Genomic DNA, 25,950 nt, shown 5'->3' on the forward strand with positions numbered 1-25,950 from the left:
TTTCCCAGTGACGGCCGCCGGCCAATGATGGCGATGCCGCACTCAACGGCCTTTGTTGTACACGCCCTCGGCCAGGGCAGATTGTTCATCGACGACGGCCAGCCCGCCTTGGTCCACCTGCCATTCCAGGGAGGCGAGCGCGCTCAGGCCGGCCGTGGCCAGGACGAGAGCGGACAGAAGCGGGAGCGTGTGCATGACAATGTTTTCATTTGAATTATGAAAAATGCATTTTTACGCCAACGGCCAAGCCCTGCGCGCTCCGGCTCAGGGCTTGCTGTCGCCATCCTTGTCGTGCCGCGCGCTCTCGACCTTGCGCAATTCGGCGGCGCGATCCTTTTCCTGGTCCGCCTTGGCGAAGTCCTCGTTGAGCGGCAGCTCCACTTCCATGCGCCGCACCTGGGCCAGCCTGAGCACGCCGCGCGCCAGGCCGGTGCCGAGCACATGCCCGCCGAAGCTCAGGTCGTCCGCAATGAAATGCCAGTGGTAGCCCGGCACGCTGATGCCCTTGCTCAGGGCCGGGCTGCGGATGCCGACCAGGGTACCCGCCACGGCATCGCGCGCAAACACGTTCTGCGACTTCGACACCTCGGCCAGGGGCCGGTACGGCCGGCTCTGCGCGGGAATGGCGCGGGTCGAAATGGCGCTGAACTGGCCCTTGATCTCGAGCGCATAGAACATGTTCTTGTTGCCGAGCTGCTGGTCGGCCAGCGCTTCGATCTGCGCCAGGCTGGCGCTGGGCCCGAGCGCCACGGTCCGGGTCGGCACAAACGGCAGCACGTAGGCGAGCGGCGTGCGCTCCGACGGCGCCGCCACGCGCACCGACCCATCGGAGCGCACATGATAGAACTTGCCATCGTGGACCACCATTTCGCCATCGAGGTGGTTATAGGTACCGATCCCGAAGTTGCCCCTGGTGCCCAGCTGGGCGACGGTCAGCTCGCCCTCGTACACGCCGGCCAGCAGCGCATCGATGGTCGAATACACGTACAGGGCCGGTTCCTGCGCGGCGCTGCCCAGGCTGGCCAGGCCGAGCGCGAGGCCCGCGAGGCAGCGGCGATACGAACGTCCAGATTGCATTGCAATATCCTCTTTTTATATTCATGGGAACCCCGGGTGGCGCTCCTTGCCTGTATTAGATGCCGGGCCGCGCGCGGATGCAAGCTCCGGCGCCGGCCACCACCCCAGCCGCATGCCGCCGTGCCCGCTTCACAACAGCTTGCCCGCGGCCTGCCGGCGCAGGTAGCGCCGCAGCGCTTCGCTCGGGGTCCTGAGCGCGGCGGCGCAGCGGCCGGCGTCGCCGCCGTGCGCCGCCAGCGCCGCCGCGATCTCGTCCGGCGCGATCTGGCCGATCTGGCGGATGGCGGGATGCTCCCCGATCAGCTTGTACATCGACGGCCGCGACACCCCCAGCGCCAGCGCCGCGTTGCGGATCAGCCAGCCGTTGGCTTCGAGCGCGTCCAGCACCGCCTGTCCGCTCAGTTGTGCCAGCCGGATTCGCGCCGTCCGCCCCGCCACACCGGGCACCAGCGCATTGAAAGCGAGCGGCTGGCCCGCCTGCGCGGCGCTGAGCGCGCGCTGCACCACCTTGCCGAGCTGGCGCACATTGCCGGGCCAGTCGTAGTTGCACAACTGGCTGACGAAGGCCAGCGGCAGCTCGGGCGCGCAGCCGGTGCGCGCGCTCCAGGCTTGCATGAAGTGCAGCGCCAGCACGCCGATATCGCAGCGCCGCTCGCGCAGGGGCGGCAGGCGCACCACCAGCGCTTCGAGGCGGCGCAGCAGGGACTGATTGAAGCTGCCATCATGCAGATCGTGGTCGCTGGCGCCGATCAGGCGGGCCCGCGCCGCCTGATCGGCGCGCGCACCGACCGGGCGGTACTCGCCGGTCTTGAGCACGCGCAGCAGCTGCGCCTGTACCGCCTGCGGCGCCGTGCCTATCTTGTCGAGAAACACGGTGCCGCCATCGGCCCGGGCGAAGGCGCCCGTATCCGCGCCAAACAGGTCGGCTACCGCCTGCGCTTCGCTCAGGGTCGCCAGGTTGACCGTCGCCAGCGGGCCGCGGCAGCGCGCGCTGGCTTGATGGATCGCCTGCGCGGCGAGTTCCTTGCCGCTGCCCGCTTCGCCCAGCAGCAGCACCGGCAGGTCGGTCGCGGCCACCTGCCGGATCAGCTCGCGCACGCGGATGGCGGCGCTGCCGACCCCGTGCACGGCGGCGATGGCGCTGGCCTGGGGCAGGCGGTCCATCCAGTGCACGCACAGCAGCACCACGCCACCGAGGCCGATGACCAGGCCCGCATCCACCTGTTCGGGCGTGCAGCGCACGGGCGCGCCGGCCAGCATGGCGCCGTTCAGTTCCACCCGCATGCGGCTTTGCGGCGGCAGGAGGCTCACGCCATGGTCGCGGTGGCGCCGCAAGCGCAGCGCATCGCGCGCGATGCGGCGCTGCCCGAGCGCTTGCGCGCTGCCCGCGAGGCCGCCGAACAGCGGCGCGAAGCGATTGACATCGATGTCGCCGCTGCCCGCCGCGGCGATGAACTGCTCGCCGATGCGCTGCGGCTGCGGATGCCACAGGATGGTCAGCGCCAGCCGCAGCGCGGCGCGGCCGGCCAGCGCGCAGACCGGCGAGGCCAGCGTATTTTCGGCGTCGATCAGGGACAAGCTCACGGGCGCTCATCCGGCATGAAGAGACGGTAGCCGACGCCGGTTTCGGTCAGCAGGCAGCGCGGCTGCGCCGGATCGTCTTCGAGCTTGTGGCGCAGATGGCCCATGTAGATGCGCAGGTAGTGGCCATCCTCGCCGTGCGACGGCCCCCACACCTCGCGCAGCAGCTGCGGATTGGTGACCACGCGCCCGGCGTTAGCCACGATCACCGCCAGCAGGCGGAATTCGGTCGGGGTCAGGTGCACGTGCTGGCCGCCCTTGGTGACGCGGCGCGCTTTCAGGTCCACGCTTACGGAACCGAAGCGCACCAGCGCGGCGGGCGCGGCGCCCGGCTGGCGCTGGCGGCGCAAGGTGGCGCGCACGCGCGCCTGCAACTCGCCCACGCCGAACGGCTTGGTCAGGTAATCGTCGGCGCCGGCGTCGAGCGCGCGGATCTTGTCGGCCTCGCCCACCCGCGCAGACAGCACGATCACCGGCACCCCCGACCACTTGCGCAGGTCGCTGATGAAGGCGATGCCGTCGCCGTCGGGCAGGCCCAGGTCCAGCACCACCAGGTCGGGCGTGCGGGTGCCGGCGTCGATCAGGCCGCGCTGCATGGTGGCCGCCTCGAACACGACCCAGCCCTCGTCTTCGAGCGCGGCGCGCACGAAGCGGCGGATCTGCGGTTCATCTTCGACCAGCAGGGCGGTGGGAGCGGAATCAGTCATCGGGCGGTGCGAAGGTTTCAGGTTTCAGGTTTCAGGTTTCAGGTTTCAGGTTCGGGGCCGGGCGGCGGGGTTCCGAGCGGCAGGTTCACTACAAGCGAGGCGCCGCCGATGGGCGACGCGCCAGCCTCGATTTTACCGCCATGCGCCTCGATGATCGCGCGGCAGATCGCCAGCCCCAGGCCCACGCCCGGTTTCGCCGATTCGCGCTCGCCGCGCGCGAACTTCTCGAACAGGGTCTCGGCGCGTCCGGCGGGGAAGCCCGGGCCGTCGTCATCGACGCGCAATTGCAGCCATGCGCCATGGACTGTGCCGGACACCTCGATGGTCGAACCGGGCGGCGTGTACTTGGCGGCGTTCTCCAGCAGGTTGTACAACACCCGCTCGATCAGTACCGCGTCGAAGCGCACCAGCGGCAGGCCGGGCGCGAGCGCGGTGCGCACCGCATGCGCGCGCAGCGGCGCGGCGCAGGCGCGCAGGGCGCTGCCGACCACTTCTTCGAGCGGGTGCCACTGCATGTTGAAGGTGATCTGCCCGCTCTGGATGCGCGCCATCTCCAGCAGGTTCGCCACCAGGGCGCTCATGCGCAGCGCTTCCTCGTGCAGGATGACCGCCATGTCGCGCTGCGGCGCCGCCAGTGCGGGACCGGAGTCGGCCAGCGATTCCGACAGGCCCACCAGCAAGGTCAAGGGCGTGCGCAGGTCGTGCGACAGCGCCGCCAGCAGCGAATTGCGCAGGCGTTCGGACTCCATGTTTACCAGCGCATCCTGCGCCACCTCGATGTAGTGCACCCGTTCGAGCGCGATGGCGGCCAGCGCGGCGAAGGTGTCGAGCTGGGTGCGCTGTTCGGGAATGAGCATCCAGCGCTGTTGTTCCGGCGCGATGGCCAGCACCCCGCGCGTGCGCATCGGGGCCACCAGCGGCAGGTAGAACAGGGGACTGGCCGGCAGGGTGCCGCTGCCCAGGCCCGCGCTTTGGGCGTGGTCGAAGGCCCATTGGGCGATGCCCATGTCGGCCGTGGCGCCGGACGGCGCTTGCAGGCGGCCTTCGGCATCGGGCACCAGCAGGGTGGCGCCGGCGCGGAAGGTGCGGGCGATGGCGGCGCGCGTGGCGTCCACGATCTGCTCGGTCTGGAGCGCGCCGGAGAGTTCGCGCGCGAACTCGTACAGCGCGCGCGAACGGTGCTCGCGGTGCGCCGCCACGCGCGCCTGGAAACGCAAGCCGGCCGTCAGGTGGCCGGTGATCAGGCCGACCGCCAGCATGACGCCGAAGGTAATCAGGTACTCCAGGTCGGAGACGGCAAAGTCGAAGCGCGGCGTGACGAAGAAAAAATCGAAGCACGCCACGGACAGGCAGGTGCACAGCACCGATGGCCCGCGTCCGAAGCGCACCGCCACCAGCACCACCACCAGCAGGAGCAGCATGACGATGTTGGCCAGGTCGACGTGACCGACCAGCGGCGCGAGCAGCAGCGCGGCGGCCAGGCTGGCCGCGCCCGACCAGGCATAGGCCGCGGCGCGCCGTTTGCCGCTGTCGAAGGCCAGGGTGACGGTGTTCGTTTCCGGCGCCGCCTCGGCCGGACGCGGCTTGCCGCCGCCGACTTCGATCAGGTCGATATCCGGCGCGATGCCGGCGATGCGCTCGCGGTGCGCGCGCCGCCAGGGCCAGGACGGATGTGCGCGCGCCAGCACCAGCTTCGACACGTTGTGCTCGCGCGCGTAGCCGACGATGGCGTCGGCGATGTCGCGCCCCGCCAGCACCGCCGTGCTCGCGCCCAGTTCCTGCGCCAGGCGCAAGGTCTTGAGGGTCAGTTCGCGCCGCGGCGCCGGCATGCGCTGCAGGGCCGGCGTTTCCACGTACACGGCATGCCAGTCGGCGCCGAGCTGGCCCGCCAGGCGCGCGGTACTGCGCACCACATGCTCGGCATCGGCGCGCGGCCCCACGCAGGCGAGCAGCGCGCCGCCGGTCTTCCACACCGGGCCGATCGATTTTTCGATGCGGTAGGCGCGCACATCGCCTTCGACCCGGTCGGCGGTACGGCGCAGGGCCAGCTCGCGCAGGGCGATCAGGTTCCCTTTGCGGAAAAAGTTTTTCGCGGCGCGTTCGGCTTGTTCCGGCTGATACACCTTGCCGCCACGCAGGCGCGCCAGCAGTTCGTCGGCCGGCAGGTCGACCAGCACCACTTCGTCGGCGCCGTCGAACACGGTGTCGGGCACGGTTTCGGCCACGCGCACGCCGGTGATGCCGCCGACCACGTCGTTCAGGCTGTCCAGGTGCTGGACGTTGACAGTGGTGAAGACGTCGATGCCGGCCGCCAGCAGCTCTTCCACATCCTGCCAGCGCTTGGGATGGCGCGAGCCGGGCGCGTTGGAGTGGGCCAGCTCGTCGACCAGGATCAGGGACGGCGCGGCGGCCAGGGCGGCATCGAGGTCGAACTCGCGCAGCGCCTGGCCGCGGTGAGCGCGCATGGCCGGGGCAAGGAGGTCCAGGCCGTCGAGCAGGGCGGCGGTGTCGGGGCGGCCGTGGGTTTCGAGCACGCCGACCAGCACCGCCACGCCCTCGTCCCGCAGTTTGCGGGCGGCGACCAGCATGGCGCAGGTCTTGCCGACGCCGGCCGAGGCGCCGAAATAGATGCGCAGCTTGCCGCGCGCGGCCTTGCGCTCGTCGCTCTGGACCTGGGCCAGCAGGGCGTCGGGATCGGCGCGTTGGGTTTCAGTTGGGGACATGGCCGCCTTTGTCGCTAATCCGCCCGAGTATACGCCCTGTCCAGCGCGAGATTGAGCGCCAGCACATTCACGCGCGCTTCCCCGAACACGCCAAACAGCGGCATGATCGCCGTTGCCCCGATCAGCGCCTCGACCCGCTCGCGCGGCAGCGTGCGTGCGCGCGCCACCCTGCCCGCCTGGTAGCGCGCCGCCGCCAGGCTGATTTCCGGATCGAGCCCGCTGGCCGAGGCGGTGACCAGGTCCACCGGTACCGGCGCCGTATTGCCCGGATCGGCCGCGCGCAGCGCCGCCACCCTGCCCCGCACCGCCGCCATCAGCGCCGGGTTGAGCGGCCCCAGGTTCGAGCCGGCACTGGCGATCGCGTTATAGGCCATCGGTGCGGTCGCCGACGGACGTCCCCAAAAATAGCCGGGCGACGCAAACGATTGCCCGATCAGGCGCGAGCCGACCGTCCGGCCGCCCTGCGTCACCAGGCTGCCGCGCACCTGGTCGGGAAAGGCGGCGTAGCCGATGCCGGTGACCGCCAGCGGATACAGCCCGCCCACGACCAGGGTCAGCGCGCCGAACAGCATGAGGGCGGGGCGAAAAGTGGTTTTCATGACGATGTCCTTTCTAGACCAGGTGAAGCGCCGACAGCAGCATGTCGATCAGCTTGATGCCGATGAACGGCAGCACGATGCCGCCCCCACCGTAAATAAGGATGTTCCGGCGCAGCAGGGCCGCCGCGCCGATGGCCCGGTACGGCACGCCCTTGAGCGCCAGCGGAATCAGGACCACGATAATGAGGGCGTTGAAAATCACGGCCGACAGGATGGCCGAATCGGGGCTGGCCAGGCGCATCACGTCCAGGCTTTTCAGCTGCGGATACGTGCCCACGAAGGCCGCCGGAATGATCGCAAAATACTTGGCGATATCGTTCGCGATCGAGAACGTGGTGAGCGAACCGCGCGTCATCAGCATCTGCTTGCCGATTTCGACGATGTCGAGCAGCTTGGTCGGATTCGAATCCAGGTCGACCATGTTGCCGGCCTCCTTGGCGGCCTGGGTGCCCGAGTTCATGGCCACCGCCACGTCGGCCTGGGCCAGCGCCGGCGCGTCGTTGGTGCCGTCGCCGGTCATCGCCACCAGCCGGCCTTCGGCCTGGTAGCTGCGAATCAGTTTGAGCTTGTCCTCCGGCGTGGCCTCGGCCAGGAAATCGTCCACCCCCGCTTCGGCGGCAATCGCGGCGGCGGTCAGCCTGTTGTCGCCGGTGATCATCACGGTCTTGATGCCCATGCGGCGCAGCTCGGCGAAGCGTTCGCGGATGCCGCCCTTGACGATATCCTTCAACTCCACCACGCCCATCACGCGGCCATCGTCTGCCACCACCAGCGGCGTGCTGCCACGGCGCGCCACCTCGTCGGCCATGCGCGCCACCTCGGGCGGATACGCCAGGCCGAGCGCCTCCACGTGCTTTTTCACCGACTCGGCCGCGCCCTTGCGCAGCTGGCGCGCGCCGGCATCGATGCCGCTCATGCGCGTGTTGGCGCTAAATGGAATGAAGCTGGCCTGCAGGCTGGCCATGTCGCGTTCGCGGATATCGAAGCGCTGCTTGGCCAGCACCACGATCGAGCGCCCTTCCGGGGTTTCGTCGGCCAGCGACGCCAGTTGCGCCGCGTCGGCCAATTCGCGCTCGCTCACCCCCGGCGCGGGGAAGAAGCCCGCGGCCTGGCGGTTGCCCAGGGTGATGGTGCCGGTTTTATCGAGCAGCAGCACGTCGACATCGCCGGCCGCTTCCACCGCGCGGCCCGAGGTGGCGATCACGTTGGCGCCCATCATGCGGCTCATGCCGGCCACGCCGATCGACGACAGCAGCGCGCCGATGGTGGTCGGGATCAGGCATACCAGCAGCGCGATCAGCACCGTCACGCCGACCGGTTTTCCGGCGCCGGCGGCGGCCACGCCGAACAGCGAAAACGGCAACAGGGTCACGGTGACGACCAAAAACACGATACTCAAGGCCACCAGCAGGATGGTGAGGGCGATTTCGTTGGGTGTCTTCTGGCGCTTGGCGCCTTCGACCATCGAGATCATGCGGTCGAGGAAAGTCTCGCCCGGGTTGGCCGTCACACGCACCACCAGCCAGTCCGACAGCACGCGGGTACCGCCGGTGACGGCCGAAAAATCGCCGCCCGATTCGCGGATGACCGGCGCCGATTCACCCGTGATGGCGCTTTCATCGACCGACGCCACGCCTTCGATGACTTCCCCGTCGATGGGAATCACATCGCCCGCTTCGACCAGAATGGTATGGCCCTTGCGCAGATCGGCGCCGGAAAGCGGCAGCCAGGTGGTACCGTATTTGGGCGTGGCCAGCTGCTTGGCGCTGACGCTTTGCTTCAGGCCGCGCAAGGACGCGGCCTGCGCCTTGCTGCGCCCTTCGGCCAGCGCTTCGGCGAAATTCGCGAACAGCACGGTAAACCACAGCCAGATGGCAATCGCCAGGGTAAAGCCGCTGCCGCTGTCGCCTTTGCCGGCGACGGCCTGGAAGTACATCAAGGTGGTGAGGATGCTGCCGACGTAGACGACGAACATGACGGGGCTGCGCAATTGCGTGCGCGGTCCCAGCTTCAGCACGGCGTCGACGATGGCGGGACCAATCAGTGCCGTATCGAACAAGGTGAGTGTCTTGCGGGTGGTGGCTGCCAGTGGCAGCGGAAGTGCTTGCGACATCATGGGCTCCGCGTGAAGTTATTTGGTATAGAGCTGCAAATGCTCGGCAACGGGGCCGAGCGCCAGCGCCGGGACATAATTGAGCACGCCGACCAGCATGACCACGCCCACCAGCAGGCCGATGAAGACCGGGCCGTGGGTCGGCATGGTGCCGGCATTGGCTTGCAGGCGCGGCTTGGCGGCCAGCGCGCCGGCAATCGCCAGCACCGGCACGATCACGGCAAAGCGCCCGAACCACATGGCAATGGCCAGCATGGTGTTATAGAACGGCGTATTGGCCGACAAGCCCGCGAAGGCGCTGCCGTTGTTGTTGGCCGCCGAACTGAAGGCGTACAGGATCTCCGAGAAGCCGTGCGCGCCGGGGTTGGCAATGCCGGCCCGGCCGGCGTCCAGCATCACCGCCAGCGCGGTCCCGCTCAGCACCAGCAGCGGCGTGACCAGGATCACGATCGCGCTCATTTTCATTTCATGGGCCTGGATTTTCTTGCCCAGGTATTCCGGCGTGCGGCCGATCATCAGCCCGGCGATGAACACCGCCATGATGGCAAATACCAGCATTCCGTACAGGCCCGAGCCGACCCCGCCGAACACCACTTCGCCCAGCTGCATGAGCAGCATCGGCAGCATGCCGCCGATGGGCGCGAATGAATCGTGCATGGCGTTGACCGCGCCGCAGGAGGCGGCGGTGGTCACGGCGGCGAACAGGGACGAGGCGGCGATGCCGAAGCGCGCTTCCTTGCCTTCCATATTGCCGCCGGCCTGAAAGCTGCCAGCGCCCTGGTCGACGCCCAGCGCCGCCAGTTGCGGGTGCACGGCCTGTTCCGCGCTCATGAGCACCGCGGCGGCCACCACGAAGATCAGGCTCATGGCGGCCAGCACGGCCCAGCCCTGGCGCGGGTCGCCGACCATGCGCCCGAAGGTAAAGCACAGCGCGGCGGGAATGAGGAAAATCGCCAGCATCTGGACAAAGTTCGACAGGGCGGTCGGATTCTCGTACGGATGGGCGGAATTGGCGTTGAAGAAGCCGCCGCCGTTGGTGCCGATCAGCTTGATCGCTTCCTGCGAGGCGACCGGACCCATGGCGATGCTCTGGGTGGTAGCCACGCTTGCTTGCGTTACCGGCTGGCCGTCCGGGCCGGCGCCGACGACCGTGTAGGCGACCGGCTCGATCAGCTGCACTTGCTGGTAGCTGTTGAAGTTCTGGACCACGCCCTGCCCCATCAGGAACACGGCCAACAGCAGCGATAGCGGCAGCAGCACGTACAGCGTCGAGCGGGTGATGTCGGCCCAGAAGTTGCCGATCGATGCCGCCGAGCGCGAAGCGAAGCCGCGCATCAGGGCGAACGCGACGGCCATGCCGGTGGCGGCGGAAAAGAAATTCTGGCCCGCCAGCGCCACCATCTGGGTCAGGTAGCTCATGGTCTGTTCGCCGCCGTAGCCCTGCCAGTTGGTGTTGGCGACAAAGCTGACGGCGGTATTGAACGAGGAATCGGGACTGACGTTGGCCAGCGCCTGGGGATTGAGCGGCAGGAAGGCCTGCAAGCGCTGCGCGCCGTACACGAACAGGACGCCCAGGCCGTTAAACACCAGCAGCGCGCGCGCATACGATTGCCAGCCCATGCCGGCGCCGGGCGACACGCCGGCGGCGCGGTACAGCAGCCGTTCGAGCGGCGCCAGCCAGCCGAAGCCGGGTACGGCGCCGCCCTCGGCGACCTTGGCCAGCTGGCGGCCCAGCGGCCAGGCCAGCGCCAGCAGTACGGCCAAAAAGGCGCCCAGCAGCGCCATCGATTGCGTGCTCATCACAGGTCCTCCGCATTCAGCAGCGCATGTGCCAGGTAAGCCAGCAGGCCGGCTGCGACGAGCCCGCCGATATAGATGAGGGCCATTATTTTTTCTCCCCCAGTGTGGCGCAGCCGGCCGCGAGAGCGCAGCTGAGGCCGAAAAAGAGCAGGATCGCTCCAATGAAAATCAAGTCCATATCACCCTCGAACGAATTGGTTTTGTTATTGATGAGCGTATCGGCAAGCGTCTAAAAATGGTGTAAAGAGTTGCCGCGCAGGTGTAAACAAAGCGTAAACGCCGGCATTAAAAGGTCGTGCCGACGGTCAGCAGCAGCGCGCGTTTGCCGAGGAATTTGCCGTTCGCCGGCGAGGCGTAGGCGGCCTTGCCGGCGTCGGTGCCGATCGCTGCCAGCGCCACGCTCGCCACGCCGAACTCCTTGGTGATGCCGATCTTGTAGTCGGTGTAGCTGGCGGCGCCATGGTGGGCCACGCGCTGGCGCCCGGCGTGCAGGTTGAGCACGAGGCCCTTGCCAAGGGCGGGATTGGCGGCCAGGTCGAGGTAGCCGCTATGTTGGCTGTCGACGTAGCCGAACAGGTTGGTGAGCGCGTGGGAATACTTGACCAGGGCGACGCCGTACCCGAGCTGGCCGTAGACCTCGGTGGTGTGGGCGTTGGCGAAGCCGGCTATGTGGCCGAGCTTGTTGGATGGGTAGACATAGGTCAGCACGCCGGCGTCGTAAGCGATGCCGGGCGCCAGTTCGCCGCGCTTGCCGCCATAGAGGTCGAGTTCGACCTTGCCGCCGCCGCCGGCGTCGCCGGTCCAGGTGATGGTCGAGGCCCAGGCACCCGAGTACCAGCCAGACGGCTTGTGCACCAGGTCGGCCCCGCCCTGCAACGCCGGCTGGAGGCGGGTTTGCGAGATGCCGCGATAGCGATAGTCGCTGGTGAGGGCCGCGTTAAGACTGAAGTCGTCCGCGGCCGATGCTGCCTGCGCGGACACCGACAGCAGGGCTGCGAGAATGGCAATCTTCATGGTGCTTCTTTCTTTGCTGTGATGGGAAACGGAGAGACGGCAAATCGTATCGGCGCGGCCGTAAAAAATTTCTAAAGAGTTAGGGCGCTGCCGTAAAAGAAATGTAAAAATGCATGCTTCAAGGAAGCCAAGGGAGTAGCGGTGGGAAAGCATGAGACGGCGATGATTCGTAGCGCGTCGATGGAGGATGTGGCGATGCTGGCGGCGATCGAAGAAGCGAGCTTTGCCGGCGACCGGGTCAGCCGGCGCAGTTTCCGGCATCTTCTGTCGCAAGGAAATTCGGTGACCCTGATCGACGCGGCGGCGGGCGAGATACGTGGCTACCTGACCTTGCTGTTTCGCGCGAATACGGCGCGGGCGCGGGTGTACACGATTGCCACGGCGGCGGCGTGGAAGGGTTGCGGCGTGGCGGCGGCACTGGTGCGGGCAGCGGAACAGGCGGCGCTGGGGCGCGGGTGCACGGCGCTCTATCTGGAGGTGCGCAAGGATAACGTGGCGTCGATCGGGCTGTTTACCACGCGCGCATATCGGGTGTTCGGGCAATACGAGGAGTATTACGAGGATGGGATGGCGGCGTGGCGGTTGGAGAAGATATTAACGGGAAGCGCTCCGGCGCCGGAGCGTCGCCTGGCGACTTTCTCAGCTAAAAACATATCCTAAAGCAACATCCTCAAGTATGCTGCCGGCACGGGAACCCGTTCATTTTTTGAGGATGTCATGGCGGCACAGTTGGACACATTGATCTGCAAGGGATGCGGCGCAAGCCTGACTTACGCGGCGGGGCTGCAAGCCTTGCAATGCGAGTACTGCGACGCGGTCACGGAAATCGCGCGCGTTGCGCCGGTGGCCGCCACAACGGCGCAACTGCTCATTCCGATGACGGTCGAAGACAACGCGCTCGCCTACGCGGTGCTGCATCACCTGGCGGCGAACGATGAGGTACCCGACGACATGGTCGAGCGCGCCGAGCTATCCGTAAAACGCTTCTACCTGCCCTGCTTTGCCTTCGATGGCTCGTACAATGCCACGTGGACCGCCTCGTTCGGCTACAACCGGACCGATACCTATACCGACCATGTGAAGCGCACCGTGGATGGCAAATCGGAGCGGGTGCCGGTCACCAGGACACGCGCCGTGGTCGACTGGCGCCCGGTCAGCGGCCAGGACGCCGGCAACTTCGTCCTGCTCGGCTATGGCGGCAGCGGCGTGGCGCCCAACGCCTTGCTGTTGCTTGAGCGCTTGCGCAAGCTGCAAACGGCGACGCCTTTCGACGTCGGCTTTATCAGCGGCGTGGATACCCATCCGTACACGCTGGCCGCCAAAGAAGCATATGCGCTGCACACCGAGGCGCAGGTCGGCAAGCTGGTCGAGACGAGCGTCAAGCACCACGCGCAGGGCAATGTGCAGCGCGACTGGCACTGGAACGCCAGCACCCGCTGGGACGCATCGCCAATGTATGTGCCGATGGGCCATGTCGTGATCGCCTACGGCGGCAAACAATACAATGTCTGGGCCGACGGCACCAACGCGGCCAATCTGGTGAGCGACGCGCTGCCAGCCAATCGGGCAAAAGGGAAGTACATCTCGCGCGGCATGTTGCTGCCCATTGTGGCACTGCTGGCGCTGATGTTCACCGGCTTGGCATCGGCCAGCTTTTTTTATGAAATGAAGCTGGAGCGCCTGGCGGCGGTCGGCGCCGTATGGATTCTGTCGGCCTGGCGCGACGCGCGCTACGCAAGGCGGTCGCAGCAGGTGCGCCAGTCGGCATTGGCAAAGCGCGCGCAGCGCTATGCCCAGCCGGCGGCCACGCCCGCCGCGCCTGCCCCAAGTGAGGGCCCGGACTTGCTATCACTGGCGATGTCCCTGCTGTCGGCGGTCATCGTTTGCGTGTTGCTGTACAAGCTAGTCACGGACCCCGCGGCGCCGCCGGCGGCGGTCGCGGCTGGCACAACACCGGCCGCAGCCGCGATCGCCCCTGTCAGCGCGCCCGTGAAGCCAGTGCGCTTGCTGTCCCCGATCATGGTCGCGGCCAATGCCCAGGACTGGGCGACGGTGCGTACCCTGACGGCAAAAACCGCATCGCCGGCAGCGGTCTCGAAGGCCGACAAGGCCGCATCGGCGGCAGCCTTTGCGCGTGGCGCCAAAGCCTTGCTCAACAAGGACAATGCGGCCGCCATCACGGCGTTCGAGGCCGCGCTCGAGGCCAATAGCGCCAACATGGATGCCCGCAGCAAGCTCGGCGCCGCCTTGATCGGCGCCGGCGACCATGAGCGTGCGCGCAGGGTGCTGGGCGAACTGGTGGCCGCTGCGCCCAGGCATGCCGATGGCTGGAGAAACCTGGCCGAAGCCGCCGCGCTGAGCGGGATGCGTGCCGAGGCCGACGCCAGCCTGCGTATGCTGCTGCACTTGAGCAAAGACCGCAAGCGCACCACGGAGGCGCTGAAAAAGCGCGCCGCCTCGGGCGAGCCGGGCCAGTTCAGCGAGGCAGTGGCCAGGGTCGTCAAGCCCGGCGCCAAAAAAGCCGGCGGCTGATCCGCCGGCATCTGCCTGCCGCGGCCGCCGCGCGGGCCGGCCAGCGCGGCTAACGATCCTCATAGTGATTGCCGCGATCGGTGCGACGATTATAGTTGGACGCAGCCGGTGCGATGGCGCCTCATCGCACCGGCCGGCAAGCTTCTTCCCACACTATTTCCCGGACCGCCGATGACCATCTTGCTCAAACCAATACTGCCGCTATTGCTCGCGCTGCCCCTGGGGTCGGCCCGCGCCGCCGTCCCGCTCACGGACGAGGGCTACAATCTGGTGTCCCAAGGTAGCGGGCAGTGCATGGATGTGTGGAAGGAGTCCCTGGACAACGGCGCCGCCGCTGTCACCTCCTTGTGCAGCGGCCAGCTGTCGCAGGCCTGGTTTCTGGTGCCGGCGGGCGAAGACCTGTATCAGATCATCACGCCGCTGACCGGAAAATGCCTGGACGTTGGCGGCGGCTCGCGCATCGATGGCGCGACCGTCAATCAATGGCAGTGCAACCCGACGCTGAACAACCAGCGCTGGCGCCTTGCCCCCGGCGCCGCTGGCTCGGTCGAGATCGTCTCCCGACACAGCGGCCTGTGCCTGAGCGCGCCCGCGCCTGGCGGGCAGCTCGAGCAACGCAGCTGCACCAACCGAGCCGACCAGGCGTGGGGATTGATCAAGCAAACCTTTACCGTGAAAAACCGGGCGTCGGACCTGTGTCTCGAAGTTGGCGGCGGCTCCGGCGCGGATGGCGCCAAGGTCAATCAATACGCGTGCGGCCCACTGAGCAACAAGGAGTGGACGCTCAAACGGCGCGGCGGCGATCAGTTCAGCGTCATCAACGGCGGTAGCGGCAAATGCATGAACGCCGAGCCTGGCGCCGCCGGCACGCCGCTCCTGCTGGCGCAGCGCAGCTGCAACCCGGTCCAGCCGACGCAGTCGTGGCGCGTCAATGCGCAAGGCAGCAACCAGTACCGCCTGGCCTCCGCGCACAACGCGCTATGCGCGGAAGTGGCGGGCGCATCGAGGGCAAACGGCGTCCAGCTGGTCCAGGCCGCGTGCGGCGCCGGCGCCCAGCAGCGCTGGGAGCTCCGCTCGCGTAACGCGGGGTCCCAGCGTGACCCGCGTACCCAGTTGGCCACGGAGGTGGCCGCGATGCTGGTGCCGGGCACGCCGCTGGCCAATGCCTTCCATGCCGCGCTCTTGCACGGCGACGCAAGCGGGGCACTGACCAGCTACCGCAACACCGTGCTTGAGCGCTTGCGCACCATGGCGCTGGGCCAGTTCCAGCAACACTCCTGGAAGGCCAGCAGCGTGATCCGCGCCGAGGCTGCCTACCTGATCGGTGCGCGGGCAGGCACGGCGCCCGATCCGCGCGATCCGTTCGGCATGCGCGGCGACCCGAAGCTGGCGGTTAACCGGATCAACTGGATCGTGCCTGAGGGCAAATCCTATCTGACCAGCTATTGCGACTTCAACGCCCTCGGGTCCTTTCCGGCGGCCTATCATGCCCATCCCCACAACCCCGACTTCATCAGCAAGTGGTTCCAGATTGCCGGCGACTTCGCGCGCAACCAGGCAAACGATATCGCCCCGCTGCTGGCCCAGAAAGTCGACTTTCCTTGCCGCTGGGATGGCAACGCCGGCTCGGTCCTGGGTCAGGCTATGCGTACGGGCAATATGATCCAGGCGATGGGCGCCTTTGCCAAGATCCTCGGCGACCAGCAGGCCGAGAGCGCGCAGTCGCCGGCGAGCCACCCGGTGGCGTGGCGCGAGGTGCTGACGCAGCGCGACGGCCCGATCGCGCAGGCGGCCTACGATACCATTCCCCTGGACGACTTTTACGCGGTCGTGCGCTCGCTGGTCAAGGATCACCCGCCGGCGATGCTGCAGGCTTACGAAACGGCCGCCGCCGGCCGGGCGCCGGACCAGCGCCGCTTTGGCTTTACGGCACTGCTCTTCATCAGCAAGCTGTTTCCTGAATTTCAGGCCGTGCGCGATATGGCACCGCGGGTGGAACTGGCCTTCGAAAAATTCGTCGATGAATCGTTCCATCAGGACGGCGCGATGCTGGAACCGTCGTTCAACTACAATCTGAGCTCCGCCGAGGGCGAGTCCGTCCTGCTGGAACTGGGCCAGGCCGGCAATCCCGCCTGGGCCAAGCCGCTGGCGGCGCACTTGCAGGATTTCGAGCGCTTCATGCGCAGCGTGACCTTGCCCACCGGGTATCTGCCGATGGAAGGCGAATATGTGCCGAGGATCGCCAAGCCGGTGTGGGAATCGGCCGCCGGCTGGGAGCAATGGGCTCAGCAACAGCGCAACACCCTGAATGAAAAACTATATAACCATCCGTTCAAGGGAGACGACATCGAGCGCGTGGCCGCCGGCGGCAAACTCGATTTCACCTCGATCAGCTTCCCCTACAGCGGCTACGCGGTGCTGCGCAAGGACTGGAGCACCTTCTCCCCTTACCTGTACATGAGCGCATTCCGGCCGACCGTCGGGCACCAGATGGGCAACCGTAATTCGGTGCAGATCCATGCCTTCGGACGGCCGCTGATCGTCATCCCGGGCGGCGACAGCTACAGCGCGGTCACGCCCGGCACCAAGGAAGCGTTCTTCGGCGCCGGGCGCACCCAGAAGACCAACACGATCATGGTCAACGGCCTCGATCAAAGCTTCGGCAGCGAGCACTGGACGGCAAGCGCGCCCACGCCGATACAGGCGCGTTCGGCCTTCACGACGCACATCGACTTCGTCGAAGGCTTGCATCGCAATGGCTACGGCGAGGCGCACGGCACCAAGGGCGTGATGACCGACGTCTCCCACGAACGCGCCGTGATCTTCCTGCGCGACCTGGACCTGTGGATCATGCTCGACCAACTGCTGGTCAAGCCGGAAGCGGCGGCCAAGACGTTCAGCTATGCGCAGCTGTGGCACTACCCGCCCAAGGTGTTCGATGTTCCCGGTTTCCAGAATACCGAAGTCAATGCCGATGCCGGCAAGCGCATGGTGGCGACCAGCGATGCCGACGGCCCCAATCTGTTCATGTACCACTTCGGCAAACAGGGCGATCCAAGTTTCGCCTACAACAAGCAGTTCGGCGAACTGGCCGCGCCGAACCGCGGCTGGTTCGACACCCAGACCAAGCCCGACACCCGCTACCAGCCGGCGGTGCAAGTCGATGTGGCGTGGCGCGGCACGGGCAGCCAGCAACTGGTGACCTTGCTGGCCGCCGCCGACACCGGCAAGCCTGCGCCGCTCACACCGGTCGAGACGTCCAGCGGCGGCATCGCCGCCTTCGCCGCCACCGCCGCCGGCGGCGTCAAGCTGCACTTCCAGAGCTCGCTCGATGCGGCTGACCTGACGTCGGGAACAATGTCTGTGCGGGCCAGGACCTTGCTGCTGCAGCGCCACCCGGACGGCACGGTGCGCGGGCTCGTGCTGGGCGCGCAGGCCGTCGACGGGCCGCTGGCCGCGACGCCGGACGCCGTCTTCCACCTGGAAGGCAGCAAGGTCGTAGTCGACGCGCCGGTCCGGGTGCCGGCCACGTTCGACTGGGCAAGAGACAGCGAGGGCTTGCGTCCGGTTTATCACTAGCGGACAGCGGCGGCGTGCCGGCCGCAGCCTTAAGCGAGCGACAAATCGTCGAGAATCGGGCAGTCGGGACGGTCGTCGCCGTGGCAGGCGCCGGCCAGTTTTTCCAGGGTCCGCTGCATGGCATGCATGCCCCGCTCTTGCGGTCCAGCTGCGCGATATGCCGCTTCGCCATCGCGCGCACATGGCGCGGCACCAGGTGCGATGCAATCGCATCGGGCCATGTTCCCAACAATCCCGCAAACCGTGCGGACCAATGCGACGGCGCCGATCCGCAGCGCCTGGAATGGATGCTTGAGGAATCGCATGCTCAACAAACCATCGGCGGCGATGCACAGCGTGGCGTGATGCTACCCCTCCTGCCAGGGTGACGCATCTCCGCTGGAGCGATCACAGCACGGTGATGCCGTCAATATTGGCCATGTCGCCCCCGATGGAACGCAGGCTGATCTTGTTCCCGGCGCCGCTCCTGAGTGTGACGGCAATCTCTTTGTTTGCCCACGTATTCCAGCTTCCTGTAGCATTGAAACTGATGGCAATGGCAACCCCGTTGACCACAAGTTGGCCGGTGCGCGGCGCTGCCGCGCCATTGGCGAAGCGGATGCGCAGGGTATGCGTGCCGCCCGCCTTGCCGATGACATTGTTAAGTGTCATCGTACCGCCCGTCTGCGGGAAGTCGACATAGCCCTTCCCTTGCCACCCCGTATAGTTGCGTGCGCGCACGGTGCCTGTGCCGGTGAGCACCGCCGCTTCGGCGGGATAGCCGACGGCGCCAATGAAGCTGCGCATGGCCAGCCGGCTTTCTTCGATACCCTGCACGACCAGGCGCGCCAGCTGGCCGGCGCCATACTCCTGGAAATGCGTGTCGTCGGAGACCCCATTGGGAAAGCGTGGATACTCGTTGGCTGCCAGCCAGAGAAACACGTCGGCCGTGGCCGCCACCCCCACCCCATCGTAGAAAGCGATGCTCTTGGCATTGAGGTCGATCAGCGGGACATTTTTCTCGCTTGCCAGCTGTTTCATTGCGGCGGCGCGGTCGGCGAAGTCGTTAATGAACCTGCCGCTGTCGTTGTAGCGGCGCCGCCCCATCGGCGTTACCAGGACCGGAATGGCGCCGTACTGGCGCGACAGGTCGACGTACATTGCCAGGTAGGTTTTGAAGCTGGTGTACGGGTCCGTATGCAGCCGGGGATCGCCATAGCCGTCGTTGTGGCCGAACTGAACGAATAGATAGTCGCCCGGCTTGATGACGCTGAGGATGGAAGAGAGTCGCCCTTCGTCGACAAAGCTCTTGCTGCTCCTGCCGCCGATCGCGCGGTTGTCGACGGTGATGCCGGTAGTGAGGTAATCCCGGATCCTGCCGCCCCAGCCCTGCTGGGGATAATTTCCGGTCCCGTAGCTGGCGACGGTGGAGTCGCCCGCCAGGTAGGCCACCGGCGCCGCAGCCGCGGGCTCCCGGTACAGGACAAGGGACATGATCAACATGCCGCTCACAATGCCAGTTGGCGAAAGGGTTCTTGTTTTCACGGGCAGCTCCTCATGACGGTGTAGAAATGAAAACGATGCGCCACGCGGGTGCGCGGGAACGTTAGCTCAATTCGTTTAGATGTCCGTCATTCGCCATAGTTCTCGGGCGCGGAACTATTTTCCACTTGGGTCCGCGCGGCGGCGGTACAGGCAGGTTCAGCCCAGCGACAAATCATCGAGGATCGGGCAATCCGGCCGCTCATCCCCATGGCAGGCGCCGGCCAGTTTTTCCAGGGTCCGCTTCATGGCCTGCATGTCGCCGATCTTGCGGTCCAGCTGCGCGATATGCTGCCTGGCCATGGCGCGCACGTCCTTGCTGGCGCGCTGCTTGTCTTGCCACAAGGCCAGCAGGGTCTTGATCTGCTCCAGCGAAAAGCCCAGCTCGCGGCTGCGGTGGATGAACTGCAGCACCTGCACATCCTGCGGCCCGTACACCCGGTAGCCGGCATCGGTACGCTGCGCCTCGCCGATGAGCCCGATCGATTCGTAATGCCGGATCATTTTTGCCGACACCCCCGACGCCTTGGACGTCTCGCCGATATTCATCATCGTCATGCTGTTCCTCCCGCCACCCAGCGCTTGAGCAGCAGCGCATTGCTCACCACCGAGACGCTGGAAAACGCCATCGCCGCGCCCGCGATCATGGGATTGAGCAGGCCGAAGGCCGCCAGCGGCACCCCGATCATATTGAACACAAAGGCCCAGAACAGGTTCTGGCGAATCTTGCCGTAGGTGCGGCGCGAAATATCGATGGCGTCGACCAGCAGGCGCGGGTCGCCCCGCATCAGGGTCACGCCGGCCGTGTGCATCGCCACGTCGGTCCCGCCGCCCATGGCCACGCCGATATCGGCCGCCGCCAGGGCTGGCGCATCGTTGATGCCGTCGCCCACCATCGCCACCCGCTCGCCCTGGGCGCGCAGGGCCGCGATGATGGCTGCCTTGCCCTCGGGCAGCACCTGCGCATGCACCTCGTCGATGCCGAGCTGGCCCGCGATGTGGTGCGCGCTGCCCGGGTTGTCGCCGCTGAGCATCACCGTGCGGATGCCGGCCGCGTGCAGGCGATCGATCGCTTCCCGGCTTTCCGGCTTGAGCGCGTCGCCAAAGGCGAACATGCCGAGCAGGCGCGGGCTGGTCCCGGTTTCGGCCAGCCACGACACGGTGTCGCCGGCATCTTCGCGCGCCTGCCCTTGCGCGGCCAGCGCGGCGATATCGATCCCGTGCTGGCGCATCAATGCCGCATTGCCCAGCAACAGCTCGCGGCCATCGACCGTGGCGCGCACGCCCAGCCCGGCCAGGGCGCGCGTACCGGTGGCCGGCGCCGGCGTGATGCCCGCCGCCCGCGCCGCATCCCCGACCGCGCGCGCCAGCGGATGCTCGCTGCCGCGCTGCACGGCGGCCGCCAGCGCCAGCAAGGCTTGCTCATCGCCCTGCGCCGCCACGGTCGCGGTCAGGCGCGGCTTGCCGGCGGTCAGGGTGCCGGTCTTGTCGAAGGCCACCACGGTGACGCCATGCAAGAGTTCGAGCGCCTCGGCATCCTTGATCAGGATGCCGTATTTGGCGGCAACCCCGGTCCCGGCCATGATCGCCGTCGGCGTGGCCAGGCCCAGCGCGCAGGGGCAGGCAATGACCAGCACCGCCACCGCGTTGAGCAGCGCCGCGCTCCAGTCGCCGTTGGCCAGCCACCAGCCAAAAAACGTGAGCAGCGCGATGAGCACGATGGCCGGCACGAACACGGCGCTGACCTTGTCCACCAGGCGCTGGATCGGCGCCTTGGCCGCCTGCGCGTCCTCGACCGCGCGGATGATGCGCGCCAGCACGGTTTCGCTGCCGATGGCAATGGCACGGGCCACCAGCACGCCTTCGCCATTGACCGCGCCGCCGATGATGCGCGTCCCCACGCCCTTGCTGACGGGCAGGCTTTCGCCGGTCAGCATCGATTCGTCGGCATGGCTGGCGCCTTCGATGACGTCGCCATCCATCGGAATGCGCTCGCCGGGGCGGATCACCACCTCGTCGCCAATCTTGAGCCGGGCGGTCGGCATGTCGCTCTCCACGCCGTTGCGGCGCACGCGCGCCGTTTCCGGGCGCAGGGATTGCAAGGCGCGGATCGCTTCGGTGGTCTGGCGCTTGGCCCGCGTTTCCAGCCACTTGCCGAGGCGCACCAGAGTGATCACCACCGCTGCCGCCTCGAAATACAGGTGCGCCCCATGATGCTGCGGCTGGCCCAGCCACTGGTACAGGCTCAGGCCATACGCGGCCGAGGTGCCGAGCGCGACCAGCAAATCCATGTTCCCGCTTCTGGCCAGCAATGCTTTCCAGGCGGAACGGTAAAAGCGCGCGCCGATCCAGAACTGCACCGGGGTGGCCAGCAGCCATTGCACCCAGGCCGGCAGCATCCAGTCGATGCCTGCCGTCGCCAACAGCATGGGTGCGAGCAAGGGAATGGTCAGGGCGGCGGCAATCGCGATTTCCACCGGCTCGGACAAGGCGCGTGGCGGCGCTGGCGCCGCCACGGCAGGCAAGCTGGCCGTGTAGCCGGCGCGCTCGACCGCCGCAATCAGCTGGGCGGCATCGAGCGGCTGCGCAGTCCCCGTGACCAGCACTTTCTCGGTGGCCAGGTTGACGCTGGCGCCCTGCACGCCCGGTACCGCGCGCAGCGCTTTTTCGACCCGTCCGGCACACGAGGCGCACGTCATGCCGCCCACTTCCAGCGACGTTTCAAACGCGCCCTGCTGGCCCCGCATTGTCGTGGTAGTCATTTCTTGCTCCTTTACAAACGCATGCCACCATGATCGGGCTTCCCATTATAGTAAGGTCAAGCGAAAAAAACGCTTGACCTTCCCACCGTGGGAACGTCGACAATGGGATTTGTCATATTCACCAACAGGAGTTTCGCCATGATCAAGCTGTGTATCCCCGACATGAGCTGCGGCCATTGCGCAGGCGTCATTACCAAGGCCGTCAAGGAGCTCGACCAGGATGCCGTGATCGCGTTCGACATGCCGGCGCGCACCGCCCTGCTGAACACGACAGCGGCGCAGGAGCGCATCGTCGCCAGCCTGGCCAACGCCGGCTACCCGGCGACCGTGGCAGCTTAAGCACCGGTGCGGCCCCGATTTTCCATGTGCTAGACTTTACCCATGACGTCCTTCCGAACATTGCTGGTCTGGCTGTTGCTGCTCGCGATACCCTTGCAGGGCTTCGCTGTGGCATCGTCGGCGCTGTGCGAGGCGGCCAGGACAGCGGTCGCCAGCCAGGTCGCCGCCAGCATGGACGAAGGCCATTGCCACCAGCCGGACAGCCCCGCCAAGTGCAGTAACTGTGCATTCTGCTGCGTGGGCATGGCCATCGCCCCGGCCTTTGCCGCGCTGGCCGATGCGCGAGCGCCCGCATCCGAAGCGATTGCCTACGCCGCCATGCACGTGACGGAGCATATCCCGGGCGGCCTGGAGCGTCCTCCTCATTCCCCGATCGCCTGAATGCCCTTGGTCCGTCCGCGGACCAGCGTCTTTTAACCAACACGATTGAGGTTGTCATGAATTCCCTTCGCCCGATATGGCCGCTGCTGCTTGCCGCCGCCTCGCCGGCGCTGGCGCAAACGAGCGCCGCGCCACCTGCCTACGACTCGGCCTTTGCCGGGTACCGCACCTACCAGGAGCCGCAACCGGCATCCTGGAAGGAGACCAACGACCAGCTGCGCAAGGCGCCCGGCCACATGGGTCACGCCGGTCACGACATGAGCGCCACCCAAAAACCGGACGCGCCAAAGCTTGACGATCCCCATGCCGGCCACGATATGAGCGGCATGAAAAAGAGCCCGGAGCCGGCCAAGGCCAAGTCCGAACCGCACCACGGCCACCACCACAAGGAATGACGATGCAACGACTATCGACTCCGCTGCGCCGCATCGCGCTGGCGGCCATCTGCGCCTGCGCCACCGGCTGCGCATCGTTCTCGCCCGATGGCGGCTACGCCGAGGTGCGCCAGCTCGCGCAGCAGCGCACCAGCGATACGATTCCGTCCACCGCGCCGGGCGCCGCCAGCGTCGAACGCCAGGTCGGCGCGCTGCTGGCCAAGCCTTTGTCGGCCGAAGATGCTGTGACCGTCGCCCTGCTCAATAACCGCAGCCTGCAAGCCGGCTACGCGGAACTGGGTATCGCCGAAGCGGACCTGGTGCAGGCCGGCCGCATCGCCAACCCGGTGTTCAGCTTCGGCCGCTTGACAAGCCACGACGGCGTCGAGATCGAACGCAAGCTGATGCTGCCCGTGATCGGCCTCTTGACCATGCCGCTCACCACGCGCCTGGAACGGCGCCGCTACGAACAGGCGCAATTGCGCGCGGCCGGCGACGTGCTGCGCACCGCCGACGCCACCCGGCGCGCCTGGTACGGCGCGGTCGCGGCCCAGCAAAGCGCCGAGTACATGGAGCAGGTGAAAAACGCGGCCGAAGCGAGCGCCGAACTGGCGCGCCGCATGGCGGTGGCCGGCAACTGGAGCAAACTGCAGCACGCGCGCGAACAGGCGTTCTACGCCGATTCGGTGGCCCAGCTGGCCCGCGCGCGCCAGACGCGCACGCTCGAACGCGAAACGCTCACGCGCCTGATGGGCCTTTCAAGCGCAGCGGCCTTCACCCTGCCCCAACGCCTGCCCGACCTGCCAGCGGCTCCGCGCGAGGTGGTCGATGCTGAAGCACAGGCCATGAACAACCGGCTCGACCTGCTGATGGCGCAAAAGGAACTGGCCGGACTGGCCTCGTCGCTTCACCTCACGCGCGCCACGCGCTTCGTCAACCTGCTCGACCTGAGCTACCTGCGCAACACCGGCGCGACCGGCGAGCGCGCCACCGGCTACGAAATCGAACTGCAGATTCCCCTGTTCGACTGGGGCGGCACCAAAATGGCCAAGGCCGAAGCGATGTACATGCAGGCCGTGCACCGCGCCGCCGGCTTTGCTGTCGACGCCCGCTCGCAGGTGCGCGAAAGCTATGGCGCCTACCGCACCGCCTATGACTTGGCACGCCACTACCGCGACGAAGTGGTGCCGCTCAAAAAACGCATCGCCGACGAGCAGCTGCTGCGCTACAACGGCATGCTGATCAGCGTCTTCGAACTGCTGGCCGACGCGCGCGAGCAGGTTGTCAGCGTCAACGCCGCCATCGAAGCGCAGCGCGACTACTGGCTCGCCGACGCCGCCCTGCAAGCCGCGCTGACCGGCGCCGGCGACAGCGCCGCAACCGCAACCCCGGCGCCACGCGCCGCCGGCGCCGAACCCGCCCAACACTGAAAGGACACGCAACATGGTCTCACGTAGAAATTTCTTCACTGGCGCGGGCGCGCTTGCCGTCAGCACGGCGCTGGTCTCGCGCGCCGGCGCCGCTTCGCTGCCGGAAGCGGTCATCATGGACAAGGCCGCGACCCAGCCGCCGCTGAACCCACCCAACGGCCGCCCGTACAACCCGGTGGTCACCCTCAACGGCTGGACTTTGCCATGGCGGATGAAGGACGGCGTCAAGGAATTCCACCTGGTGGCCGAACCGGTGGTGCGCGAAATCGCCCCTGGCATGAAAGCCAACCTGTGGGGTTACAACGGCCAGTCGCCCGGGCCGACCATCGAAGTGGTGGAAGGCGACCGGGTCCGCATCTTCGTCACAAATAAACTGCCCGAGCACACCAGCGTGCACTGGCACGGCCAGCGCCTGCCCAACGGCATGGATGGCGTGACCGGCCTGACCCAGCCCGGCATCAACCCGGGCAAGACCTTCGTCTACGAATTCGTCGCCAGGCGGCCGGGCACCTTCATGTACCACCCGCACGCCGACGAAATGACGCAGATGGCGATGGGGATGATGGGTTTCTGGATCACCCACCCCAAGGACCACAACGTCATGCGGGTCGAGCGCGACTTCTGTTTCCTGCTCAATGCCTACGACATCGACCCGGGCAGCTACACGCCCAAGGTCAATACGATGCTCGACTTTAACCTGTGGACCTTCAACAGCCGCGCCTTTCCCGGCATCGACCCGATGGTGGTCGCGCACAACGACAAGGTGCGCATCCGGGTCGGCAACCTGACCATGACCAACCACCCGATCCACATGCACGGCCACGAATTCGTGGTCACCGGCACCGATGGCGGCTGGACCCCGCCGGCGGCGCGCTGGCCGGAAGTGACCACCGATATCGCGGTCGGCCAGATGCGCGCGATCGAATTCGTCGCGACCGAACCGGGCGACTGGGCCTTCCACTGCCACAAATCGCACCACACCATGAACGCCATGGGCCACGACGTGCCGACCCTGATCGGGGTCGACCAGCGCGAAGTGCTCGGCAAGATCAACAAGCTGGTACCGGGCTACATGGTCATGGGCGACAAGGGCATGGCCGACATGGGAGAAATGGAAATGCCGCTGCCGGACAACACGCTGCCGATGATGACCGGGAGCGGCCCGTTCGGCGGCATCGGCATGGGCGGCATGTTCACCACGATGAAGGTGCGCAAAGGCTTGGCGCGGGGCGACTACAAGGACCCGGGCTGGTACCGGCATCCGCCCGGCACGCTGGCGTATGAATGGAAGGAAGGCGGCCTTGCCAGGCCGGAGCCGGTGCGCGCGCCGGACGCCGACAGGATGGCGGCAAAACCGGGCGAGAAGGTGCTGCAAGTGACCAAACCGGGCAAAAATCATGCACACTGACGCTTTTTTC

General features: G+C 67.0%; 21 protein-coding genes. 8 read left to right on the forward strand and 13 right to left on the reverse strand.

The annotated features are described in order from the left end of the window. Positions 1-42: 42 nt before the first annotated feature. The 10 genes from PO883_RS08725 to PO883_RS08765 all read right to left on the reverse strand — a co-directional run bounded on the left by PO883_RS08725 (position 43) and on the right by PO883_RS08765 (position 11,614). The gene (locus PO883_RS08725) at positions 43-195 is read right to left on the reverse strand and encodes a hypothetical protein (RefSeq protein ID WP_289309406.1); all 153 of its coding nucleotides are present in this window, start codon (positions 193-195) and stop codon (positions 43-45) included. Positions 196-264: 69 nt separating this feature from the next. After that, positions 265-1,077: an acetolactate decarboxylase gene (gene budA / locus PO883_RS08730; RefSeq protein WP_289309407.1), complete on the reverse strand. Its 813-nt coding sequence runs from the start codon at positions 1,075-1,077 to the stop codon at positions 265-267. Positions 1,078-1,206: 129 nt separating this feature from the next. Then, positions 1,207-2,661, reverse strand: a complete 1,455-nt coding sequence (locus tag PO883_RS08735) for a sigma 54-interacting transcriptional regulator (protein WP_289309408.1) — start codon at positions 2,659-2,661, stop codon at positions 1,207-1,209. Next, positions 2,658-3,365: a two-component system response regulator KdpE gene (gene kdpE / locus PO883_RS08740; RefSeq protein ID WP_289309409.1), complete on the reverse strand. Its 708-nt coding sequence runs from the start codon at positions 3,363-3,365 to the stop codon at positions 2,658-2,660. Before kdpE ends, PO883_RS08735 begins: the two co-directional genes overlap by 4 nt. Before the next feature lie 38 nt (positions 3,366-3,403). Continuing rightward, positions 3,404-6,088: a DUF4118 domain-containing protein gene (locus tag PO883_RS08745; RefSeq protein WP_289309410.1), complete on the reverse strand. Its 2,685-nt coding sequence runs from the start codon at positions 6,086-6,088 to the stop codon at positions 3,404-3,406. Between the two features lie 14 nt (positions 6,089-6,102). Next, positions 6,103-6,687, reverse strand: a complete 585-nt coding sequence (gene kdpC / locus PO883_RS08750) for a potassium-transporting ATPase subunit KdpC (protein WP_054264914.1) — start codon at positions 6,685-6,687, stop codon at positions 6,103-6,105. A 13-nt stretch (positions 6,688-6,700) separates the two neighbouring features. Further along, positions 6,701-8,800, reverse strand: a complete 2,100-nt coding sequence (kdpB, locus tag PO883_RS08755) for a potassium-transporting ATPase subunit KdpB (protein WP_289309411.1) — start codon at positions 8,798-8,800, stop codon at positions 6,701-6,703. An 18-nt stretch (positions 8,801-8,818) separates the two neighbouring features. Then, positions 8,819-10,600 (reverse strand): potassium-transporting ATPase subunit KdpA, encoded by a 1,782-nt coding sequence (gene kdpA / locus PO883_RS08760; protein ID WP_289309412.1) that lies wholly within the window; start codon positions 10,598-10,600, stop codon positions 8,819-8,821. Then, positions 10,600-10,686, reverse strand: a complete 87-nt coding sequence (locus PO883_RS35070) for a potassium-transporting ATPase subunit F (protein ID WP_082692272.1) — start codon at positions 10,684-10,686, stop codon at positions 10,600-10,602. Before PO883_RS35070 ends, kdpA begins: the two co-directional genes overlap by 1 nt. A 199-nt stretch (positions 10,687-10,885) precedes the next feature. Next, positions 10,886-11,614: a TorF family putative porin gene (locus PO883_RS08765; protein ID WP_289309413.1), complete on the reverse strand. Its 729-nt coding sequence runs from the start codon at positions 11,612-11,614 to the stop codon at positions 10,886-10,888. A gap of 195 nt (positions 11,615-11,809) precedes the next feature. Between PO883_RS08765 and PO883_RS08770 the strand changes: the two genes are divergently transcribed. From PO883_RS08770 to PO883_RS08780, 3 genes are all read left to right on the forward strand, one after another. Beyond that, positions 11,810-12,274, forward strand: coding sequence for an N-acetyltransferase (locus PO883_RS08770; protein ID WP_289309414.1), 465 nt, complete (start codon positions 11,810-11,812; stop codon positions 12,272-12,274). Between the two features lie 69 nt (positions 12,275-12,343). Further along, complete coding sequence (locus PO883_RS08775; RefSeq protein ID WP_289309415.1) at positions 12,344-14,146, forward strand: bacterial transcriptional activator domain-containing protein; 1,803 nt, start codon at positions 12,344-12,346, stop codon at positions 14,144-14,146. Positions 14,147-14,317: 171 nt separating this feature from the next. Then, the gene (locus PO883_RS08780) at positions 14,318-17,725 is read left to right on the forward strand and encodes an RICIN domain-containing protein (RefSeq protein WP_289309416.1); all 3,408 of its coding nucleotides are present in this window, start codon (positions 14,318-14,320) and stop codon (positions 17,723-17,725) included. A 387-nt stretch (positions 17,726-18,112) separates the two neighbouring features. Here PO883_RS08780 and PO883_RS08790 read toward each other — a convergent pair whose 3' ends face one another. From PO883_RS08790 to PO883_RS08800, 3 genes are all read right to left on the reverse strand, one after another. Beyond that, positions 18,113-19,198 (reverse strand): GDSL-type esterase/lipase family protein, encoded by a 1,086-nt coding sequence (locus tag PO883_RS08790; RefSeq protein WP_289309417.1) that lies wholly within the window; start codon positions 19,196-19,198, stop codon positions 18,113-18,115. A gap of 207 nt (positions 19,199-19,405) precedes the next feature. Next, positions 19,406-19,795 carry a Cu(I)-responsive transcriptional regulator gene (gene cueR / locus PO883_RS08795; protein ID WP_289309452.1) on the reverse strand — a complete coding sequence of 130 codons (390 nt, stop codon included), beginning with the start codon at positions 19,793-19,795 and terminating at the stop codon, positions 19,406-19,408. Between the two features lie 5 nt (positions 19,796-19,800). After that, entirely contained in the window at positions 19,801-22,008 is a 2,208-nt protein-coding gene (locus PO883_RS08800; RefSeq protein WP_289309418.1) for a cation-translocating P-type ATPase, read from the reverse strand. Between the two features lie 138 nt (positions 22,009-22,146). On the opposite strand from PO883_RS08800, the gene PO883_RS08805 reads away from it, so the two are divergent. From PO883_RS08805 to PO883_RS08825, 5 genes are read left to right on the forward strand one after another with little or no spacing between them, the layout of a single operon-like run. Next, positions 22,147-22,347: a heavy-metal-associated domain-containing protein gene (locus PO883_RS08805; RefSeq protein ID WP_289309419.1), complete on the forward strand. Its 201-nt coding sequence runs from the start codon at positions 22,147-22,149 to the stop codon at positions 22,345-22,347. Positions 22,348-22,389: 42 nt separating this feature from the next. Next, positions 22,390-22,728, forward strand: a complete 339-nt coding sequence (locus PO883_RS08810) for a hypothetical protein (RefSeq protein WP_289309420.1) — start codon at positions 22,390-22,392, stop codon at positions 22,726-22,728. 56 nt (positions 22,729-22,784) lie between these two features. Next, positions 22,785-23,123, forward strand: coding sequence for a hypothetical protein (locus PO883_RS08815; RefSeq protein ID WP_289309421.1), 339 nt, complete (start codon positions 22,785-22,787; stop codon positions 23,121-23,123). A gap of 2 nt (positions 23,124-23,125) precedes the next feature. After that, positions 23,126-24,532 carry a TolC family protein gene (locus PO883_RS08820; RefSeq protein ID WP_289309422.1) on the forward strand — a complete coding sequence of 469 codons (1,407 nt, stop codon included), beginning with the start codon at positions 23,126-23,128 and terminating at the stop codon, positions 24,530-24,532. 13 nt (positions 24,533-24,545) lie between these two features. Beyond that, on the forward strand, positions 24,546-25,940 hold the full coding sequence (locus PO883_RS08825; RefSeq protein WP_289309423.1) for a multicopper oxidase family protein: 1,395 nt from the start codon (positions 24,546-24,548) through the stop codon (positions 25,938-25,940). Positions 25,941-25,950: the final 10 nt, after the last annotated feature.

This window comes from Massilia sp. DJPM01, assembly GCF_030348125.1.
In the GTDB taxonomy this organism is placed as follows: domain Bacteria; phylum Pseudomonadota; class Gammaproteobacteria; order Burkholderiales; family Burkholderiaceae_D; genus Telluria_A; species Telluria_A frigida.

What these genes read in the sequence shown, in the direction of transcription:
- PO883_RS08725 (WP_289309406.1), bottom strand. Translation starts at nt 195, where the DNA reads ATGCACACGCTCCCGCTTCTGTCCGCTCTCGTCCTGGCCACGGCCGGC.
- budA (WP_289309407.1), bottom strand. Translation starts at nt 1,077, where the DNA reads ATGCAATCTGGACGTTCGTATCGCCGCTGCCTCGCGGGCCTCGCGCTC.
- kdpE (WP_289309409.1), bottom strand. Translation starts at nt 3,365, where the DNA reads ATGACTGATTCCGCTCCCACCGCCCTGCTGGTCGAAGATGAACCGCAG.
- PO883_RS08745 (WP_289309410.1), bottom strand. Translation starts at nt 6,088, where the DNA reads ATGTCCCCAACTGAAACCCAACGCGCCGATCCCGACGCCCTGCTGGCC.
- kdpC (WP_054264914.1), bottom strand. Translation starts at nt 6,687, where the DNA reads ATGAAAACCACTTTTCGCCCCGCCCTCATGCTGTTCGGCGCGCTGACC.
- kdpB (WP_289309411.1), bottom strand. Translation starts at nt 8,800, where the DNA reads ATGTCGCAAGCACTTCCGCTGCCACTGGCAGCCACCACCCGCAAGACA.
- kdpA (WP_289309412.1), bottom strand. Translation starts at nt 10,600, where the DNA reads ATGAGCACGCAATCGATGGCGCTGCTGGGCGCCTTTTTGGCCGTACTG.
- PO883_RS35070 (WP_082692272.1), bottom strand. Translation starts at nt 10,686, where the DNA reads ATGGCCCTCATCTATATCGGCGGGCTCGTCGCAGCCGGCCTGCTGGCT.
- PO883_RS08765 (WP_289309413.1), bottom strand. Translation starts at nt 11,614, where the DNA reads ATGAAGATTGCCATTCTCGCAGCCCTGCTGTCGGTGTCCGCGCAGGCA.
- PO883_RS08770 (WP_289309414.1), top strand. Translation starts at nt 11,810, where the DNA reads ATGCTGGCGGCGATCGAAGAAGCGAGCTTTGCCGGCGACCGGGTCAGC.
- PO883_RS08780 (WP_289309416.1), top strand. Translation starts at nt 14,318, where the DNA reads ATGACCATCTTGCTCAAACCAATACTGCCGCTATTGCTCGCGCTGCCC.
- PO883_RS08790 (WP_289309417.1), bottom strand. Translation starts at nt 19,198, where the DNA reads ATGTCCCTTGTCCTGTACCGGGAGCCCGCGGCTGCGGCGCCGGTGGCC.
- cueR (WP_289309452.1), bottom strand. Translation starts at nt 19,795, where the DNA reads ATGAATATCGGCGAGACGTCCAAGGCGTCGGGGGTGTCGGCAAAAATG.
- PO883_RS08800 (WP_289309418.1), bottom strand. Translation starts at nt 22,008, where the DNA reads ATGACTACCACGACAATGCGGGGCCAGCAGGGCGCGTTTGAAACGTCG.
- PO883_RS08805 (WP_289309419.1), top strand. Translation starts at nt 22,147, where the DNA reads ATGATCAAGCTGTGTATCCCCGACATGAGCTGCGGCCATTGCGCAGGC.
- PO883_RS08810 (WP_289309420.1), top strand. Translation starts at nt 22,390, where the DNA reads ATGACGTCCTTCCGAACATTGCTGGTCTGGCTGTTGCTGCTCGCGATA.
- PO883_RS08815 (WP_289309421.1), top strand. Translation starts at nt 22,785, where the DNA reads ATGAATTCCCTTCGCCCGATATGGCCGCTGCTGCTTGCCGCCGCCTCG.
- PO883_RS08820 (WP_289309422.1), top strand. Translation starts at nt 23,126, where the DNA reads ATGCAACGACTATCGACTCCGCTGCGCCGCATCGCGCTGGCGGCCATC.
- PO883_RS08825 (WP_289309423.1), top strand. Translation starts at nt 24,546, where the DNA reads ATGGTCTCACGTAGAAATTTCTTCACTGGCGCGGGCGCGCTTGCCGTC.